Here is an 18,644-nt window from a genome sequence, read left to right as displayed (position 1 = left end):
GTTAACTATAAGAGAGAAATTGTGAGCTCTCTTTGTCCGAGATCGTTTGCAACCGGCTCGAACATCCTCTAGAAGAAATTTTTTAGTTCCTTGATACTATAGCTGTCTGGTAATTCTCTTCCGTTAATATATATGGTAGGAGTGGCTCTTATTTTCATATTATTACACCAGTCTCGCATAGCCTGTATTTTTTCAGTCTGTTGCTTTAATTCACCATTCATCGGGTATTTTTTCGCGAAGGCTTCATAATCTTTATTGGGAGCCATGTACCAATCGTCCAAGGCGGTGTGTACTGTTTCAGCTCCAAGTTTTTGTTGTATAGCCAAAAGATGTGCTACTGGAGGTGTTTTTATGTCATCTTCTTCTCCAGACGCTGTGAATATAATACGTACTTTGACATCATTATTCGAATTGACAATATGTTCCAGTTCTGGATGTGCTTTAGAACAGGGACCGCAATATGGGTTACAGACTTTTATGATCTCATTGGAGGCATTGGGGTTTCCTACTACAATACCAATATTCTCTACCGGATAATTGACTGTTTCAGATTTATCTAATAAAGCATTGAATATCTCTGGATTGTATCTCAAGTTTTTCCATTTCTTTTGATAAGACTTGCTGTCATTTGCGCTTTTTAGTATTGGGATGGCTAGGTAAGCAATAAATAGAAAGAGTAAACCAAGTAGGAGAATTGTTGCTATACTATGAAGTGTTATTCCTGCTACAGAAAAAGAAGCGCTGGTGATAAACAAAGTTGCAATAATTGCATTGATAGCTAATATAGCCTGTACAGCAATACATAGGGGGCACCATTGTTTTACTATTTTCCATTGATAATACAGCGAAAATATAATGTAAGGTGTTGCTGCAATTGAGATTATGGACCATAGGGATATAAAGGTTACATTAGCAGGGAATAGTATCTGGGAGGTGGAGAAAGTTGCAAAATAAGCAAATCCCCATATGGACCAACTCATGCCTAAAAAACTTGCATTGGATGACGATAATACAGCGTTGCAATTTGCCTTTTTATTGCCACCGCCACAAACTTCTTTGATAAAAGGATTGTGAGCATCTACGTCGTGCCATAGTAGTAAACAGGATGCAACTAAGCCAATGAAAGAAGAAAGAATGTAACCTATTCCTATTCCATTCTGTATTCCAAAAGAAGAGGATAGACTAAAACCTATTGACGTGATCAGTGCGAAGGCTGCTAAATAGATCGGTACTCGTTTTGATGTTTTTAAAGAGTTTTCCTTTTTTTGATTCAATTCTAGGTTAGGTTCATCCTTAGCCGTTGATGTATCCATCAGTAGAATGATGTTTTTATCTATTTTTCCAAATTCTTCTTGGGAAATATATTGAATTGAATTAGAAAGTGGATCAAGATACTCCATTTCATCACCTTCAGCTTTAGTAACTATTGTAAAGTTGGGGTTTGACCAACCTTCTTTTTGTATAGAGCAGATAAATGGAGTTTCGAAATCACTGTAGTTATATTCTCCTTTCCTGATTGCGGCGGATTCAATACCATAGATTGAGATTGTATCTTTCAGTGAAAGTATAGAAGGGTGTTCCACATGCTCTTCTAGGCTATTGAAAAGCCCTGTTGTTGTAAATTTTACTTTGAGGTTGTTTAACAAAAAACTACATGTATTAAATAGGTCATTTTTTTTCTTGCTATTGAAAATGTCTAATAGTCCCATAGGTTTATATTTTGCGTATTGGTTATTATACTAAAGATATAGTTGATTTTTGATTATTCAAAATTTATTTAATAAGTGTTTTTGTTTTTCTTGAACTTATTCTTAAGTTTCTTATTGGAGTTAATGTATAGCGCTGTATTTTAATGTTAGTTTTATTCTGATTCACTTTACCTTCTTACTCATAGCAGGATTTCTGTTGTCGATACGATGACAGCAAAAATCCTGATTTATAGTTGCTCTATATTTGGTGAGGTTGTTAAATTACACCGGGACATTTGACAACCGTAGTGCCTTTCTCATGTGTGCAAGCGACCAAATATCCATCAGTTTTTACACAGTCGTATGTGCCATGGCAGGTAACCGGAGGTGCTGATCCACAAGTAGCCGTGGCACTGCATGGAGTGATATTATCGCAATCACTTGGAGCTACACATTGCCCATTGCACGGAATGTACGGAGCATTACATGCACAATTTTGAAGTACATCGTCGTAATGTTGATTTGGCGGGCAGGAGATGTTTCCTCCCATGATGGTTTTCAAGTTTTTTCTAGATAATATCTCGATATCCCAATTTCCTAAATCATTGATTGAAATCTTTTTCATATGTTTTTTATTTTTTCTAACTCTATTGCTCAGAGAGCAATAGAGTTATTGTTCTCATTATTTGCTAGTCTTCCAATGGAATACAATATTGTTGTACTTTATCTGAACAATTTAGTTCAGCCCCCGATATTCCTTCACATTTTACTCCAAAGTAATCTTTGGCCATACACATAGAGCCCATTTCACAATCTATCCCTACAATATATTGGCTTCCTGTTTGAACATATCCAGCTGGGCAGTTACAATATGCCATACAGCTGGAAAATAGACTAACAGTTTCCCCTCCCTTTACGCTCTTTAATTTTTCCCTGGACATTTTTTCGATTCCTAAGTTGTCTAGATTTTTAAATGAAATCTTTTTCATAAGTTTTTAGTTTTTTCCAGTCTTATGGATTGTCGAAGACAATTCATTTTGATTAGATTTGTATGTTAGTATTTTGCGATCTACTCACTTTAGATTGCTTGTTAACTATAAGAGAGAATATGTGAGCTCTCTTTGCCCGAGATCGTTTGCAACCGGCTCGGGCTTTCTTCTGTCAGAGACTGTTTTATTAAATATGATTATCCCACTGAGTCTTACTAAAACGAATCAGTAAGAGTGAGCATTTAATTTATTCAGGAGCTTTGTTATATTGAAATGATCGAGACTTTATTAGTATGTAAATTATACAAGCTTTGATAAGCCTGTTTATAGAGATATAAAACTGAAATTTCCCAAAGAAAAATTTTAATATTTCCATAGGTTTTTGTTTATAAGATGGTTACTCCCCTAAAATTATCAACTTTAATTAATTTTTCAGAATTTATTTACTTCTCAGGGTATAATATTATGAATGATGTTTCTAGTAATTTTTTTTGTAAATGTCTAGACGAACTTGTTAAAAGAATCCAGTATCTGAAGATACTGGATCAAAATTGGTTTTAACTTGCTGAGGCGCACTTGCAAATTCCCGAACTAGTTTTACGGCAGCTTCCTGCAGCACCATTCGACGTGCGACAGCTTCCAGTACAATTAGAGTTTGAGCAACCACTTTGGTCATCACAGAATTCAGGAGGCATACAGACATCGCCACATAGAATAAGCTCGTTAGGACACATTAAACCTCCAGTTACACTCTTTAAGTCTTTAGTAGACATTTTTTCGATACCTAAGTTGTCTAGATTTTTAAATGAAATCTTTTTCATAAGTTTTTAGTTTTTTCTAGTCTTATGGATTGTCTAAGACAATTCATTTTGATTAGATTTGAATGTTAGTATTTAGCGATCCACTCACTTTAGATTGCTTGTTAACTATAAGAGAGAATATGTGAGCTCTCTTTGCCCGAGATCGTTTGCAACCGGCTCGGGCTTTTTTCTGTCACAGACTGTTTTGTGAAATATGATTATCCTGCTGAGTTTTACTAAAACGCATCAGTAAGACTGAATTTTTAATTTATTCAGGAGCTTTGTTATATTGGCATGATGGATACGTGATTAAGAGACTAATTATACAAGCTTTGATAAACCTGTTTATAGAGATATAAAACTGCAATTTCCCAAAGAAAAATTTTGATATTTCCATAGGTTTTTGTTTATAAGATGGTTACTCCCCTAAAGTTATCAACTTTAGTTAATTGTTCAAAATTATTTTAACATTTATTAAGAAATAATTTCCTTTTAAGAGAAAATAGGTATATTGAAATGTTTATGACAAATGTTGTAAACTGAAGAAACTGTTCAAATAAAACAAAAAAAAGATAAAGTAATAGAAGTTCAAAAACCTATTGTTGATTCTTTTATTTTACCCAATCTATGCAAGCGCAGACCAAGTTGACCTTAGATCAGTGTCTCGAATTGCTCTAATCACAGAATGAGATAATCTGTTAGGCTAATATCAATATCTTATAGGCAGAAGTGGAAGTAAAGTATGTGAAAAATGCTTATATATGCACGCTTTCGTTTGGGGCTGAGCATAACTATAATTTGGAACTTGCTTTTGACGAAGAAAAAGGACAAGGGATTATTGGTAAAAGATGGTCTAACTTGACAAATGCAATATGAGTACTAGGCTCACTATATGAGCCTAGTTTTAAATGCTTAATCAATATTTCTACAAGCTGGGTGGGGATGAGGTCCAGTGCCGTGAAAGTCATTACTATCGCAACATATGGCAGGCCCAGTTGACATTCTTGTACAAGCATGTAGCGGTGGACAATCAGCATGAGTCCTACATACCTCGCCGTGTCTGGCTGTGTTGGCATAATCACTATTACTGACTCCTCCAAAAACATTCTTTAAATTTTCTTTGGAAAGTTTTTCAATTTCCAAGTTCTCTAGATTTTTAAATGAAATCTTTTTCATAAGTTTTTAGTTTTTTTTAGTCTTATGGATTGTCGAAGACAATTCATTTTGATTAGATTTTATGTTAGTATTTTGCGATCTACTCACTTTAGATTGCTTGTTAACTATAAGAGAGAATATGTGAGCTCTCTTTGCCCGAGATCGTTTGCAACCGGCTTGGGCTTTTTTCTGTCAGAGACTGTTTTGTGAAATATGGTTATCCCACTGAGTCTTACTAAAGCGAATCAGTAAGAGTGAGCTTTTAATTTATTCAGGAGCTTTGTTATATTGAAATGATCGAGACTTTATTAGTATGTAAATTAGACAGGCTTTGATAAGCCTGTTCATAGAGATATAAAACTGAAATTTCCCAAAGAAAAATTTTGATATTCCCATAGGTTTTTGTTTATAAGATGGTTACTCTTCTAAAGTTATTGACTTTAATTAGTTGTTCAAAATTATTTTAATATTTATTGTGAAATTATTTGCTTTTCAGGGAAAATAGCTATATTGAAATGTTTATAGCAAATACTGTAAACCGAAGATACTGTTCAAATAAGCCAAAAGATAGATAAAGTAATAAATGTCCAAAAACCTATTGTTGATTCTTTTATTTTTTTGTTTCACCCAATCTATGCAAGCGCAGACCAAGCTGACCTTAGATCAGTGTCTCGAATTGCTACAATCACAGAATGAGGATATCCGTCAGGCTAATATCAATATCTTATTGGCGGAGGTGGATGTCAAGGATGCCAAGAATGCTTATATCCCTACGCTTTCTTTTGGTGCAGGCCATAGCTATAACCTAGGTCTTGCTTTTGACCAGGTGGCAGGGCAGCTGATCACGGGTAATAAATGGTCTAATTCGGCCAATGCTAGTATAAGTACCCGGGCGACACTGTTTCAGGGATTTGCTTTGAAAAATAAGCTCAAACAATCACTGATAGGACTGGAAAGCAAAGAGGTGCAGAAAAACAGATTGGAACAATCCCTCAAACTGGAATTGTTGTCCAAGTACTTTGAGGCAGCAGCTAATAAGTCATTGCACGAGACGAGCCTTAAGCAGTTACAGTTTGCACAGCAGCAGCTAGATCAGGAACAGACCAAGTTTCAGCTCGAGACCAATACACTGGTGGATGTGGCTCAGGCGGAGAGCCAGGTGGCGAGTAGTGAACTGACTAGAATAGTGAATATGACCTCTTATACCAATAGTGTAGTCGCTCTAAAACAGTTGCTTGGATTGTCTCTTACTGATTCTCTTTCTATAGAAAACCCTAATCTCGAGCTAAGCAATCAAGTGTTATTGCATCAGAACCAAGCGGTGTTTATGCTTGATCCGACTATCAAACTTGCCGAGCTATCTTTAAAACAATCGGAGCTTAATCTTAAATATGCCAAGGGACCTTACTATCCCACGGTCAGTTTTTCGGGCGGATACGGTACGAATTATTCTTCCGAGCGCAAGGACTATTTGACAGGCGACTACATGCCCTTTTTTAATCAGCTCAATCAGAACCGGAATCTTAATTTTGGATTGTCGCTTAGTGTGCCTGTATTCGATGCCTTCAAGACCAAGAATAATATCCACCGACTGAAGCTTGACCTAGAGAACAAGCAATCTGAGCTCCATAAGACAAAGGTAGAACGGGAGAAGGTGCTGACCTTGGCTGTTCAAGAGTACTACAAATCAGCGAAAGAATATCAGGTACTACAGGTGCAAAATGCTGCACTAGAGAAGAACTACAATGCGATGAAGGAGCGTTATGATATCGGTGTGACTACCGCTATGGAGTACAATAAGGCTTTATTGGATTATAACGTTGCCGAGGCTAACGTGATCAAGGCCAAATATACGCTGATGTACAATGGAGAGGTGATTAAGGTGTTGAGAGGGGAGAAGTAGTAAGACAGTCATGAGCTAATTTGACCTTCCTAAGTTTTATTCATTTTCTGTGATAGGTTGGTTTTTGTAGAAATTATCACCGAGAGCTTTTCTTTCTTCTTCGGTTGTTAACTCCAAATCTGGATAAATCTTTCTAGCCCAATACTCAAAATTCCTTTCTAGTGCTTGACATAACTTATAAAACTTAACAGCTATCAATTTCGACGTAATTGTAGATTCCCGTAGCATTAAGCTACTAATAACATTAACACCGAAACCAGATATTTTGGAAAGTTGCTGCTTGCTCTTCATATGTAACAACATAAAATTGTCAAACACGGAGTTGTTGTCGTCAACTAATGAGTCAATTATGGTGTCAACATTTTTATTCGCAATACTAAGATTGTCTGAATTACTTTCTTCTAGAGGTATTTGAAAGTTGGAAAAGACCTCTGTTGCCATCGAATTAAGGCTATCTGGTCTAACAGCTAATGCAATAAGAAGAAAATCTCTTAAATCGAGATGAAGCTGGTTATTTACTCCTTTGGTTAATTTATTATATGGAATGCCCGTAAATAAATGTAATTCCCTTAAATCTCCTTCAAAATTCTTTAAAAGATAAGTTGCCAGACTTGATTGTTCTTTTCCTTTTTTCTTAGCCACAACTCTATGTATTTATTGTGAAAATAGATTGTTTTCTTTGATGACGTTGTTTATACAAAGATATTTGGGTTTCGATGATTGGACGTCTGTTATAACCGACAAATACAAGTAGATCGAATTTGTTAAGATCGTAGGTTGTGATAATAATCCAACGCTTTGTAATATTGACGGTCATCGGTATAGCCTAATAAAGAGCAGAGTTGCCTGACAGTCATTTGATCTTTTGTCTCGGGAAGCTGATCGCATAAATACATCAACCGTTCTTTACGGTCAAGATTTGGGATCCGTAGGGACACCTTTGTAAGCTCTAACTCATGTTGTTTGAGGATATGATAGGTCTCGTGTCGATATACTTTTATATCCTCAGATAATAAACCATATTTATTGAGATATTCTGTTAGTCTTTCCATTGTGCTTGTGTTGTCATTGATCACTGTATAGCAATATCTATCCGCTACGGCGGACTTTCGGATCCGTATCGGATAATGATGATAGAAAGTGAAAAAGGGCAGAGGAGGATTATTGCTACCTATGCCCCGGTGACATCGAAGGTAAGGGCACGGTTGGCGAATGGATGGTACATCAGGAAGCATACCGCCAATAGATAGCGATAATGGCAGTGTCGTGATCGACTGGGTACTAATGTTCTAAAATACCTGACCATAAGGTGTGAATTGGGGAATATAATCGGGATCGGCTAATAGTACAGGAGAGCAGCTATAAATTGGCTATGCTAAATAGCAAAGCTAAGCTACTAAATTATTATTATCTTAACAATAAAATATGTATCTTAATTTGCTGATTATTATTATGTTATCGGGGAGGGGGTAGTTGTGGGTACAGTATCTGGATTATGGATGATAGAGATTGATCTCAACTGATTATAAATTTGATAAAGACTTAAATTTTGTTGTACCGCATAGTAGCTATGGCCGGACTTTGACTGTGCATGTCCTTACCTCACCATGGAAAATTTACTCCAGCAACTGGTCATCGAGGTGACCAGAACCAATGACTTGTCAGAAAAACAGCACGAAACTATTTTGGTCCAACAGGCTATCCTTCAGAAGCAGGAGGAGCAGTTGGAGCTGCTTCAACGGCGCGCCGGTATTATGGAAGACCTGATGTTACAGATGGGCGAGATTCTCGACCGTGATCTACTGTCGCTGTTGGACCAGCCGCTGCTATTTAAGCAGGATGTGATGGCGAAGTTGGGTATATCAGATGCTACCTTTCGCAATTACGTAGCAGATGAGAAGCTCAACCCGATGAAGTTGGGCAAGACGGAGTATTTCTTTGCACGGGAACTGGCAAAGCAACTACTGAAGAGCAGGAAGGGACATCGGTAGGGAGCAGATCGCTTTCACTATGTAGCGATTGGACGTGGATTCTATAGGTTCTGCCTAAAATAGCATACGTACTGAAATCGGTAGCTCCTGTACTGGCCTCCGTACGTCCCGGACGGTATACAGTAAGTGAGCTACTGTTTACGGTAGCTCGCTTACTGTAATCAGTAGCTATCCTATCGATTACGATAGCTGGCATACTGCTTAATGTACATCGGTTACTGTATGCAGTACCTGATGTACTGTGGGCTATACGCCGCGTTCCCATTGCAGCACATTCCATATTGATCATAGTACGCGCTGTACTGTAGTCCGTATGCGCTGTACTATGCGCAGCACACAAGCTACTGCATACTGTATGGTAGCTACTGTATTCGGTACGGTGTGTACTGAATACAGTTTGCGTCTGTTTTCCTCATTTTAATATGTTCAGAGGTGTATTCCTGAAATTTTATTAGCGCCAATTAGCGCGAGTTATAACAATTGTGTGCCTAAGATTTATTATGCGCTAATACACGCTAACGCTTTCATTTAGGGTGTTTTGTGATGCTATGTTTGTGGTGTTGTTGAGAGAGTTAAGAGGTTATAGAGTTAAGGAGTGAGAAAGCTCCGCCCTCTCGACCTTATCTAACGCTCTAACATTTTAACATTAAAAAATAAACATGGCTACAAAAATGAAAGCACTGATTGGATTCGGCGGTATGCTGGATGATCAACTATTGATGGTGGCAACAACAATTCTGGCTGCTATGACGGGAAATGCAAATTTTCCTACGCCAACACCTGCTCTGGAAGATGTACAGGATGTGTTGGATGATTTCTCGACAAAACTGGCCGCGGCACGTAAGCGTGGGTCGCCAGAGGATACAGCGATAAAGGATGAGAGTATCCCGGCATTGGTATCTATTTTACAGAAGCTGGGGTATTATGTCAACTCGGTGGCAGATGGGAAGCTTTCTGTGCTGTTGAGCTCGGGGTTTCCAACCAATGCACCTGCTACGACATCGCTGGCTCCTTTTGCTGTACAGGATGTACGGCTGTCGGATACGAACCAGTCAGGACAGGCACGACTGAATTTTGTGAAACAGCCTAGAGTACGGGTTTATGAGTACTGCTATCGCAAGGTTGGGACTCCTGAAGAACCATGGAGCGACCGTATCACCACAACCTCTTCACGGAATAATATCATTGCTCCCTTAGAGCCGGGACATTATTATGAGGTGCGTGTGCGTGCTGTCAACAGTAAAGGGGCAGGCGACTGGAGTAATACGGCGAAGTTGTTAGTAAGGTAGCTCATAGCCGCAAGGCCTAGTCCTTTTCCCTTGATAGAAAAGGACCAAAAGATCAAGGCTTGGATGGTTACGCTAAAAACAACTTTGAAGTCCTAAACAGCTCGGATCCGTTTCACTTTTTCGATCTGTTTAAACGGACTTAAAATGCTGTTTTCTATACGCGTAACCCTCCTAGGCCAAATTGTAAATCAATAAACGGAGTGTTATGCATATAGAAGTTAAACGTATTAAACAGAGGAATAACAGTACGCTGTCTGAGATCTATATCGATGGGGAGTTTTTTTTCTATGGATTGGAGGATTCGGTGCGGGATGTCAAGATAAAAGGCTCGACGGCGATACCTGCCGGTAACTATAAGTTGGGGCTGAATACCTATGGAGCGATGAATGCACGCTACAAACGGAAGTTCCCGGAGGTGCATCGCGGTATGATCGAGATCAGGGATGTCCCGAATTTTAAATACGTCTACATCCATATCGGTAACTATTTCTCCGATACAGAGGGCTGCCTATTGGTCGGCGAATATTTTAAGCTCTACGATGGTGATTATGCCGTATATGAGTCGACTAAGGCTTACAGGATGTTGTATGAGTTGGTCGTGGAGGCGGTAGCGAAAGGGGAAGCCATGGTAATTATTATTTAGTGAGGATGGTGAAGGAGGTGAGGAAGGTGAAGGAGAGCTAGTCGTGAGTCTCTGGGGTGAAGAACGGCTTTCATCATCACCACCATAACTTCCATCACTACCATAACAATAGCATTAAAAATATGAACAAAATCATCAAAAAAATAAGCCAGGCAGTACAGGTGTTGCTGCTGGCGCCGATCAAATTGCCGGGAAAGGCATTGAATATTATCAAGTACGTCGCTGTGGGGCTGGGGATATTGGAGGCAGTGACGAGGAAGGAAGTTAATCCTGATGAAGTCGGAACAGACGAGCTATCAAGTTAAGTAGTGAACATGTTATCTAGTGAACGAGTTATCTAGTTTTTCAAGATAACAGGTTAACATGATAACACGATAACAACAAAACTATGAAACTAAACGAAATCCGGGCGGGTACCCTAGGTGGTACGCTGTGTTCGATATGGGCTTCGGTTACATTGGGGGATATCCTGCAGACGGTCATCACCGCAGTAATAGGAACGGTAGCCAGCTATATCGTCAGTCAGCTTCTCCATAGAAATAAGCGCTAGCTAAAATCAGAACTGGGCCCGAGAGATCGGGCCTTGTTATTTTTGTTTGTCCGTAATGTACCCTCTAGAAAACAATAACCTATTAATCAAAGAAAAACTCCTGAAGCGGGGAGCTTCAGGAGTTTTAACTAACCAATTATTAACCTAAATTATGAATACTAAATACATATCCATTACTGTGCCAAAGCTGTTTCTTGCTGTCGATCTTCTTTGTAATAAACCTGTTATGTATTGGTTTGTTTTTATAAAACTTCGTTTTCTTTCGTTTTTTAGTTTCGATTTGTTTTACATTTGCTCTATAACCTTAAATATTAGTACATGAAAGCATTTTTTCGATTTGCGTCGTTGACGTTGTTGAGTTTATGGATGAGTATCTCTATTCTTGGCTGTTCACAACGTGTAGTGAATTCGGTAGATAAGACAGTTGTTTCTAAACCTATTCCTGATCAAATTGGAGCAACTGTTAAAGGTAGGGTAAGCAGTAACGGTAAGGGATTATACAATGTTGTTGTGTCGGATGGAGTGGAGGTGACCACCACTAATGAGGACGGTGTTTATTATCTGGCTTCTAATAAGAAATATGGGTATGTCTTTGTGTCCATTCCAAGTAATTATGAGGTAAGTACGGTTAGTAATCTGCCACAGTTTTTTAAATACTTGCGGACTGCTACAAAGGAAGTAGAGATTGTTGATTTTGAATTGAAACCTGTCGATAATGATAACCATAGCGTCGTGGTTATGACAGATTTTCATTTAGCGGACCGTACAGACGATTTAGTGCAGTATGCTAAGTTCGTGAAAGATGTCAATAATAGTATTGGCGAACTTCAATCGCAAGGTAAGAAGGTGTATGGTCTTACATTAGGAGATTTGTCATGGGACAATTATTGGTATTCTAGGTCTTTTGCATTGCCTGAATATGTCTTACAAATGAATAAATTGAATGCAACGGTGTTCAATACTATAGGAAATCACGATAATGACCCTTATATAGAGGGGGATTGGGATAGTGGAGCTGCTTATCGCAAGTATATAGGTCCTACATACTATTCTTTTAATATTGGGCAAATACACTATGTAGTACTTGATAATGTAGATTATATCAATGAAGGGGGCAGACAGGGAAAGATTGGAAAACGTAACTATAAAGCAAGTATATTACATGAGCAGATGAATTGGCTTAAGAAAGATCTTGAGATGGTGAAGGATAAAGCTACTCCAATCGTACTGGCTATGCACGTGCAACTGAATAATGCACCAAAGGCGGATCAATCTGCTACCATTCGGTTGGATAATGGAAAAGAATTAATGCAGGTGTTAGCTCCCTTTAAAAGAGTTCAGGTGCTTACTGGACATACGCATGTTAATTATAGAGTTGAAAATACACCTAATTTAATGGAACACAATATTGCTGCTGTGTGTGCTACCTGGTGGTGGACAGGTAAGAATGGATATACAGGTAATCATATTGCGCAGGATGGCTCGCCTGGTGGGTATATGGTTTGGAATATGAATGGCCGGGATATGGATTGGTATTATAAGGGAATAGATAAACCGAAGGAATATCAGTTTAGAGCATATGATTTAAACGTAGTCAAAATCACTGCAGCTCAATTTGCACCTAATACTACAGAGGCCAAAATGAAAGAATATACACATGGTTATGAAACTGCTGGTAACAAGAATGAGGTGTTAATCAACGTCTGGGGATATGATCCTAAATGGAAAGTGGACGTGACAGAAAATGGCGTTGCGTTGAAAGTCAACCGTGTAGAGGCTTACGATCCCTTGCATATGGTGTCCTATACAGCGATGCGATTGAATGATAATGTGATACCATCCAAAGGATTCGTAACGTCGCCTTCTTCACATTTTTTTAAAACTACAGCTACATCTGCTAATAGTACCCTGAATATAAAAGTAACAGATCGGTTTGGTAAGGTTTACGAGGAGTCTATGGTGCGCCCAAAAAAGTTTTCTGTGAAGATGATGTAATAGTTTGTAGGCTTCCTTTAAAATACTTAACATTTACTTAATAAGGTTTCAACCCTAGTTTAAATCTGAGTGCCTATTTTTGTTACACTAATTCTTCGGGATTAAGCCCTTACAGTAAAAATGGTGATATTATCAGATAAAAATTATTATAATTGTCTTATCGCTTTGGGTAAGTTGATTGCCCGTGGGAAGAAAAACCAATTAAAAACAATGATTCTCTGTTAGGTATTTGCTATGGAAGAAGTTTCTGGAAAGGATTTTATCGGGTTTCAAAACGGGAATGAAAAGGTATTTAAACGGATCTTTGAACAATACTATCGTACTGTTTTCAATTATGCCTATGGTTTTTGTAAAAATAAGCACGATGCTGAGGAAGTTACTCAGGAGACTTTTACAAAGCTTTTTCTGTATCGTAAGCGGCTGCTGGACGACAGTAACATGTTACCATTTCTTCTTGCTGTATCAAAGCGGATTGCGATATCCCTTTTCCGAAAGAAAGTAATACGGGAAAATAGTGTTGCCGATATCCGATTGGCTACAGAGACTGTTTCACACAATACCAAAGAGACCATCTACAATAATGAATTGCATACTGCATTAGAAAAAATAATAGCTGAATTACCAATTCAGCAACAACGAGTATTTGTACTTAATAAAATGGAGGATCTCTCTTATCAGGAAATTGCCGATCAGATGGGAATCTCAAAGAATACGGTGAAAAATCATCTCATCGTAGCTTCTAAATCTGTCCGGATTAAACTTCAAAAATTGCTTTATATCTTTTTGTAGGTATTTACTCCAATATCCACTGAGGAAAAATCTTTGTATTTTTTTTTATCCCAACTAGTCCATTTTCTGGGATGAAGCGATTAACTAGAAAGAGCCTCAAAGAAATTGAATAAAGAAAGACTATTATATCTGATAACACAGTACCGCGAAAATCAGTGTACAACGGCTGAGCGGAATGAATTGTATCAATTGATGTCCCAACCTGGTATCGAAGAGAATATCTTAGCGCTATGGGACCAACTGTATAGTCCAACATCTGCTACATTGTCTTCCGAAGAGGGCGAACAATTGTTTCACAATATCGTGACAACCTCTGGAGTAGAAGAAGATTTACAAAAGACAAAGTCACCTTTCATTAAGAAACTTAAATATATTGCAGCAGTGGCCGCGGCGGTTGCTGTAGTGTGGGGCGGTTATAGCATTCTACACTTGAAACCCTCAAATCCGTTGGACGGGTATGCTTTGGCGCAACTGGATACGGCTATCATTCCAGGTAGCAAGAGAGCGCACATTATCTTTGAGGATGGACGCTCTATTAATCTGGAAGGGGAGACCGCTAGGGATACTATCCATACCGGGAGTTATCTCATATTGAATCGGGGGGCGGACGGTATTTCTTACCATGATAAAGAGAATGCAGGAAGTAAAATCAACGAAACCTATAATACCTTGGTGACCCCGCGCGGTGGAGAATATACGATATTGTTGGCGGATGGAACTAAAGTATGGCTAAATGCAGATTCCAAATTAAAATACCCTACACACTTTGCTTCCGCACAGCGGATGGTTGAACTTGAAGGGGAGGCGTACTTCGATGTCGCTAGCCTAGAGAAAGGAAGTAAAAGAGTCCCGTTTTTTGTGAAGACAAAGTCTCAAACAGTAGAAGTTTTAGGGACAGAATTCAATATAAATAGCTTTGGAGAACAGATTACCACAACACTGATAGAGGGAAAGGTTGCGCTAAACTTTGGATCGGAAGCAAAACAGCATTTATTAACACCTAATCATCAGATTATCTATAGTGAGCGTACGGGTACGCACGAGAGAAAGGAAATAGATCCCTATTATTTTACAGCTTGGAAGGATGGTGTCTTCGCTTTTGATAATACCCCTTTGACATCAGTCATGTTGGATATTGCACGTTGGTACAACGTTGATGTCGAATATGCAAGTGACGTTTCGGATGTCTATTTTTCTGGGAAAATTTCAAAATTAGAAAGTTTCGAAAGTCTATTGCAGACTATCCAATGGACTGGTTCTGTCAAATTCAAAATCAACGGAAGGAGGGTAACCATAAGAAAGTAAGGATAAAAAAAGCAGGGATGTTACCAGCACCCCTGCAGGTCCAAAAGACCTACGATTGAGAACTAACGTGTTAAATTATTAATCAACCGAATACAAATGTATAAAAAAAAGCGGTTAGGTCTGCTATTATACACAGCTGACCGGACCATTACCAAATCCGTATTAATGAAATTTTCATTAGCTGTACCTCTATTGCTTACGGCAACATTGCAAGTCAGTGCATTTGCCTTTGGACAAAAAATAACCCTTCGGAAAAAAAACGTGAAAGTAGACTACGTCTTGAAGGAATTACAAAAGCAAAGTGGTTATAATATTCTCTATGATCAGAAGATAATCCCTACGACAAAAATACACCCACTTTACAATGATGTTCCTCTTCAGGATGTCTTAAAAGATATCTTGGAACCCTTGAATATTCAATTTAGGATCAATAATAAGAATATCGTACTGAGCCCGGCTCCAGTTGCAAAAGAAAATAGGAGTAATATAAGAAAGCAAAAGGAAATCAAGGGAAAGGTTGTAGATAGTGATGGTAAGCCTATCTCTGGAGTTTCTATCCATCTCAATGATGGGACATCAGGAGGAGTACTTAGTGCAAAAGATGGATCCTTTTCTATTGCAGCACAGGTAGGCGATCGGCTTACGCTCCGTTATGTAGGAAAGGAAACCCTAGCTCTAGTTGTTGAAAAGGTAGAGGATCTCCTGCTCACCATGACGGACAAGGCCAATGAAATGGATGATGTAGTTGTGGTCGCTTTTGGAAAGCAAAAAAAGGGAAATGTGGTAGGCTCTATTACTTCTGTAAAGCCAGAGAATTTAAAAATTCCTTCAAGCAATCTGACAACGGCTCTCGCTGGTAATGTTGCAGGAGTCATCGCTTATCAACGTAGTGGTGAACCGGGACAGGACAATGCTGATTTTTTCGTTCGGGGAATTACCACTTTTGGAAACAATAATAAGCCGCTTATTCTTATTGATGGAGTAGAGCTGACAACGACCGATTTGGCTCGGTTACAGCCCGACGATATCGCCAGTTTTTCCGTCATGAAAGATGCCACAGCTACGGCATTGTATGGCGCCCGTGGAGCCAATGGTGTTATATTGGTCAGTACCAAAGAGGGAAAAGAAGGACCAGCAAAAGTTTCGTTGAGGCTTGAACATTCGAGTTCAGCACCTACTCAAACGACTAAAATAGCCGATCCCATAACCTTTATGAAGTTAGGTAATGAAGCGGTTTTGACACGAAATCCTCTAGGGGATTTGCCTTATTCACAGACCCAGATTGAAAATACCCAGCTGGGAGTCTCTCCCGTTGCTTTCCCTGCAAATGATTGGTCTGCGCTATTGCTCAAGGACAAGACCTCTACATCTCGTGGCAATCTAAGTGTGAGCGGTGGTGGACAGGTGGCCCGTTATTATGTGGCTACTTCTTTTGCACAGGACAATGGTATTCTGAAAGTAGACAAACGTAATAATTTCAATAGCAATATAGACAACAAGTCCTATACGCTACGTTCGAATGTAAACGTCAATCTTACTAAATCGACCGAATTGATCGTACGGTTGAGCGGTACATTTGACGATTACAAAGGACCATTGCAGGGAGGAGCAAAAACTTATGACATGATCATGCATGCCAACCCCGTCAAGTTTCCAGCTTTTTTTCCAGTGGATGCCGAGCATGCGCATCTGCAGCATATCATGTTTGGTAACTATGATAATCAATATACTAATCCTTATGCGGAGACAGTGCGAGGCTATAAAGAGCGGTCTCGTTCACAGGTACTGGCGCAGCTGGAATTGGGGCAAGATCTTTCATCGATCACTAAAGGGTTAGCCATTCGGGGAATGGCCAATGTTTCGCGCCTGTCCCAGTTTGCCGTTGCAAGATCTTATAGTCCATACTATTATCAGTTGGCGAGCTATGATAATGCAACAGGCGAATATAGTATCGTTATGAATAAAGAAGGAACTGAATATCTGGGCTACTCCGAACCATTTGACGACAAAGTAACCAATTCAACTTTGTATTTTCAGAGTACACTAAACTACGGTCGATTGTTTGGTAATAAGCATCAGGTTAACGGTCTCTTGGTGGGTATACTCCGCGAGGAGCTGAATGCCAATACTGGTAGTTTACAGCTTTCGTTGCCATCACGTAATCTTGGTGTTTCTGGAAGAGCGACCTATGCCTATGATAATCGTTATTTCGGGGAATTCAATTTTGGTTATAATGGATCAGAGCGTTTTGCGAAGAATAAGAGATACGGCTTCTTCCCCTCGATAGGTGGTGCTTGGTTTGTATCGAATGAGAAGTTCTGGGACGAGTTACGTCCGGTATTTTCTAAGCTTAAACTGAGAGGATCTTATGGACTGGTCGGTAATGACAATATCGGTAGTGCCAAGGATCGGTTTTTCTATCTTTCTGAGGTAAATATGGCCAATTCGGCTAGAGGTGCTTTTTTCGGTCTGAACATGAATGTTGGGTTGCCAGGAATATCTATATCGAGGTATGCAAATCCAGAGATCAGTTGGGAGATATCACATAAACGGGATCTGGCCGTAGAAATAGGTCTTTTTGATAAAATCAACCTGGTGACAGAATATTTTACCGAGAAGCGTGAAAAAATCCTTATGAGCAGATCGTCAATCCCCAGTACGATGGGATTGCAGGCCGTGCAGCGTGCCAATGTCGGTGAAGCAAACTCAAAAGGGGTAGATATAAGTTTGGATTATACCCAAAACTGGAATACTGGTTTCTGGACATCAGCTCGTGCAAACTTTACCTATGCTAGAGGTACCTATAAAGTATACGAAGAACCTGCTTACGAAAATGAACCATGGCGATCGCGGGTCGGACACTCTATCAATCAGCAATGGGGCTATGTAGCCGAAAGGTTGTTTGTAGATGATGAAGAAGCGCGAAATTCACCTATCCAACAGATTGGTAATTCAAAATACGGGGGTGGAGATATCAAGTATACCGATATCAATAAAGATGGTAAAATCAATGATTTGGACCGTGTACCAATAGGTAATCCTACTGTCCCTGAGATTGTGTATGGTTTTGGTTTATCTATGGGGTATAAACAGTTTGATTTTTCAGCATTCTTTCAGGGTGCCTCGAATCAGTCTTTTTGGATTGATGCCACCAATACCAGCCCATTTCAGAAACAAACACAATTGCTGAAGGCTTATGCAGATAGTTACTGGAGTGAGGACACGCAGAACATATACGCACTATGGCCGCGGTTGAGTGCCGATGTAAATAGTAATAATGTGCCTCGCAATACCTGGTTTATGCGGGATGGTACATTTCTAAGACTGAAGCAGTTGGAGATGGGGTATACGCTTTCGGATAAGATGAAGCAGCGGTTGAAAGCTAAAAACCTGCGTATTTATTTGAGTGGTACCAACCTTTTGCTGATCAGCAAATTCAAGCTTTGGGATATTGAAATGGCTGGAAATGGGCTTGGATATCCTTTACAGCGCGTGTTTAATGTCGGCCTCAATGTTCAATTCTAACATCATTACCAATAATACCGTC

16 protein-coding genes are annotated in these 18,644 nt (G+C 39.2%); 10 read left to right on the top strand and 6 right to left on the bottom strand.

What is annotated here, in order from left to right:
• Positions 1-68 precede the first annotated feature (68 nt).
• The 4 genes from JKG64_RS14780 to JKG64_RS14765 all read right to left on the bottom strand — a co-directional run bounded on the left by JKG64_RS14780 (position 69) and on the right by JKG64_RS14765 (position 4,653).
• The gene (locus tag JKG64_RS14780; RefSeq protein WP_210355101.1) at positions 69-1,709 is read right to left on the bottom strand and encodes a vitamin K epoxide reductase family protein; all 1,641 of its coding nucleotides are present in this window, start codon (positions 1,707-1,709) and stop codon (positions 69-71) included.
• A 668-nt stretch (positions 1,710-2,377) separates the two neighbouring features.
• Positions 2,378-2,677, bottom strand: coding sequence for a hypothetical protein (locus JKG64_RS14775; protein ID WP_210355100.1), 300 nt, complete (start codon positions 2,675-2,677; stop codon positions 2,378-2,380).
• A 514-nt stretch (positions 2,678-3,191) separates the two neighbouring features.
• Positions 3,192-3,380 (bottom strand): hypothetical protein, encoded by a 189-nt coding sequence (locus JKG64_RS14770; RefSeq protein WP_210355099.1) that lies wholly within the window; start codon positions 3,378-3,380, stop codon positions 3,192-3,194.
• Positions 3,381-4,389: 1,009 nt separating this feature from the next.
• Complete coding sequence (locus JKG64_RS14765; RefSeq protein ID WP_210355098.1) at positions 4,390-4,653, bottom strand: hypothetical protein; 264 nt, start codon at positions 4,651-4,653, stop codon at positions 4,390-4,392.
• A 562-nt stretch (positions 4,654-5,215) separates the two neighbouring features.
• Here JKG64_RS14765 and JKG64_RS14760 point away from each other — a divergent pair.
• On the top strand, positions 5,216-6,535 hold the full coding sequence (locus JKG64_RS14760) for a TolC family protein (protein ID WP_210355097.1): 1,320 nt from the start codon (positions 5,216-5,218) through the stop codon (positions 6,533-6,535).
• Between the two features lie 36 nt (positions 6,536-6,571).
• Here the strand turns inward: JKG64_RS14760 and JKG64_RS14755 are convergent, their stop codons facing one another.
• Positions 6,572-7,177 (bottom strand): hypothetical protein, encoded by a 606-nt coding sequence (locus JKG64_RS14755; protein ID WP_210355096.1) that lies wholly within the window; start codon positions 7,175-7,177, stop codon positions 6,572-6,574.
• 122 nt (positions 7,178-7,299) lie between these two features.
• The gene (locus tag JKG64_RS14750; RefSeq protein ID WP_210355095.1) at positions 7,300-7,587 is read right to left on the bottom strand and encodes a hypothetical protein; all 288 of its coding nucleotides are present in this window, start codon (positions 7,585-7,587) and stop codon (positions 7,300-7,302) included.
• 588 nt (positions 7,588-8,175) lie between these two features.
• Between JKG64_RS14750 and JKG64_RS14745 the strand changes: the two genes are divergently transcribed.
• The 9 genes from JKG64_RS14745 (at position 8,176) to JKG64_RS14705 (ending at position 18,622) form a co-directional block, all read left to right on the top strand.
• A complete protein-coding gene (locus JKG64_RS14745; protein ID WP_210355094.1) occupies positions 8,176-8,526 on the top strand; it encodes a hypothetical protein in 351 nt (116 codons plus the stop codon).
• Positions 8,527-9,329: 803 nt separating this feature from the next.
• The gene (locus JKG64_RS14740; RefSeq protein WP_394370177.1) at positions 9,330-9,815 is read left to right on the top strand and encodes a fibronectin type III domain-containing protein; all 486 of its coding nucleotides are present in this window, start codon (positions 9,330-9,332) and stop codon (positions 9,813-9,815) included.
• Positions 9,816-10,020: 205 nt separating this feature from the next.
• On the top strand, positions 10,021-10,458 hold the full coding sequence (locus JKG64_RS14735) for a DUF5675 family protein (RefSeq protein WP_210355092.1): 438 nt from the start codon (positions 10,021-10,023) through the stop codon (positions 10,456-10,458).
• A 122-nt stretch (positions 10,459-10,580) separates the two neighbouring features.
• The gene (locus JKG64_RS14730) at positions 10,581-10,763 is read left to right on the top strand and encodes a hypothetical protein (RefSeq protein WP_210355091.1); all 183 of its coding nucleotides are present in this window, start codon (positions 10,581-10,583) and stop codon (positions 10,761-10,763) included.
• 83 nt (positions 10,764-10,846) lie between these two features.
• On the top strand, positions 10,847-11,008 hold the full coding sequence (locus tag JKG64_RS14725; protein ID WP_210355090.1) for a hypothetical protein: 162 nt from the start codon (positions 10,847-10,849) through the stop codon (positions 11,006-11,008).
• 318 nt (positions 11,009-11,326) lie between these two features.
• Entirely contained in the window at positions 11,327-13,003 is a 1,677-nt protein-coding gene (locus JKG64_RS14720; RefSeq protein WP_210355089.1) for a calcineurin-like phosphoesterase C-terminal domain-containing protein, read from the top strand.
• A gap of 234 nt (positions 13,004-13,237) precedes the next feature.
• Positions 13,238-13,792, top strand: a complete 555-nt coding sequence (locus JKG64_RS14715; RefSeq protein WP_210355088.1) for an RNA polymerase sigma factor — start codon at positions 13,238-13,240, stop codon at positions 13,790-13,792.
• Positions 13,793-13,897: 105 nt separating this feature from the next.
• On the top strand, positions 13,898-15,097 hold the full coding sequence (locus tag JKG64_RS14710; protein ID WP_210355087.1) for a FecR family protein: 1,200 nt from the start codon (positions 13,898-13,900) through the stop codon (positions 15,095-15,097).
• 165 nt (positions 15,098-15,262) lie between these two features.
• Positions 15,263-18,622 (top strand): TonB-dependent receptor, encoded by a 3,360-nt coding sequence (locus tag JKG64_RS14705; protein WP_210355086.1) that lies wholly within the window; start codon positions 15,263-15,265, stop codon positions 18,620-18,622.
• The last annotated feature ends 22 nt before the right edge of the window (positions 18,623-18,644 follow it).

The sequence above is a fragment of the Sphingobacterium tabacisoli genome (assembly GCF_017908035.1).
Classification (GTDB): domain Bacteria; phylum Bacteroidota; class Bacteroidia; order Sphingobacteriales; family Sphingobacteriaceae; genus Sphingobacterium; species Sphingobacterium tabacisoli.
Note: the sequence above shows the minus strand (reverse complement) of the source record. Positions and strands in the feature narration are given on the sequence as shown.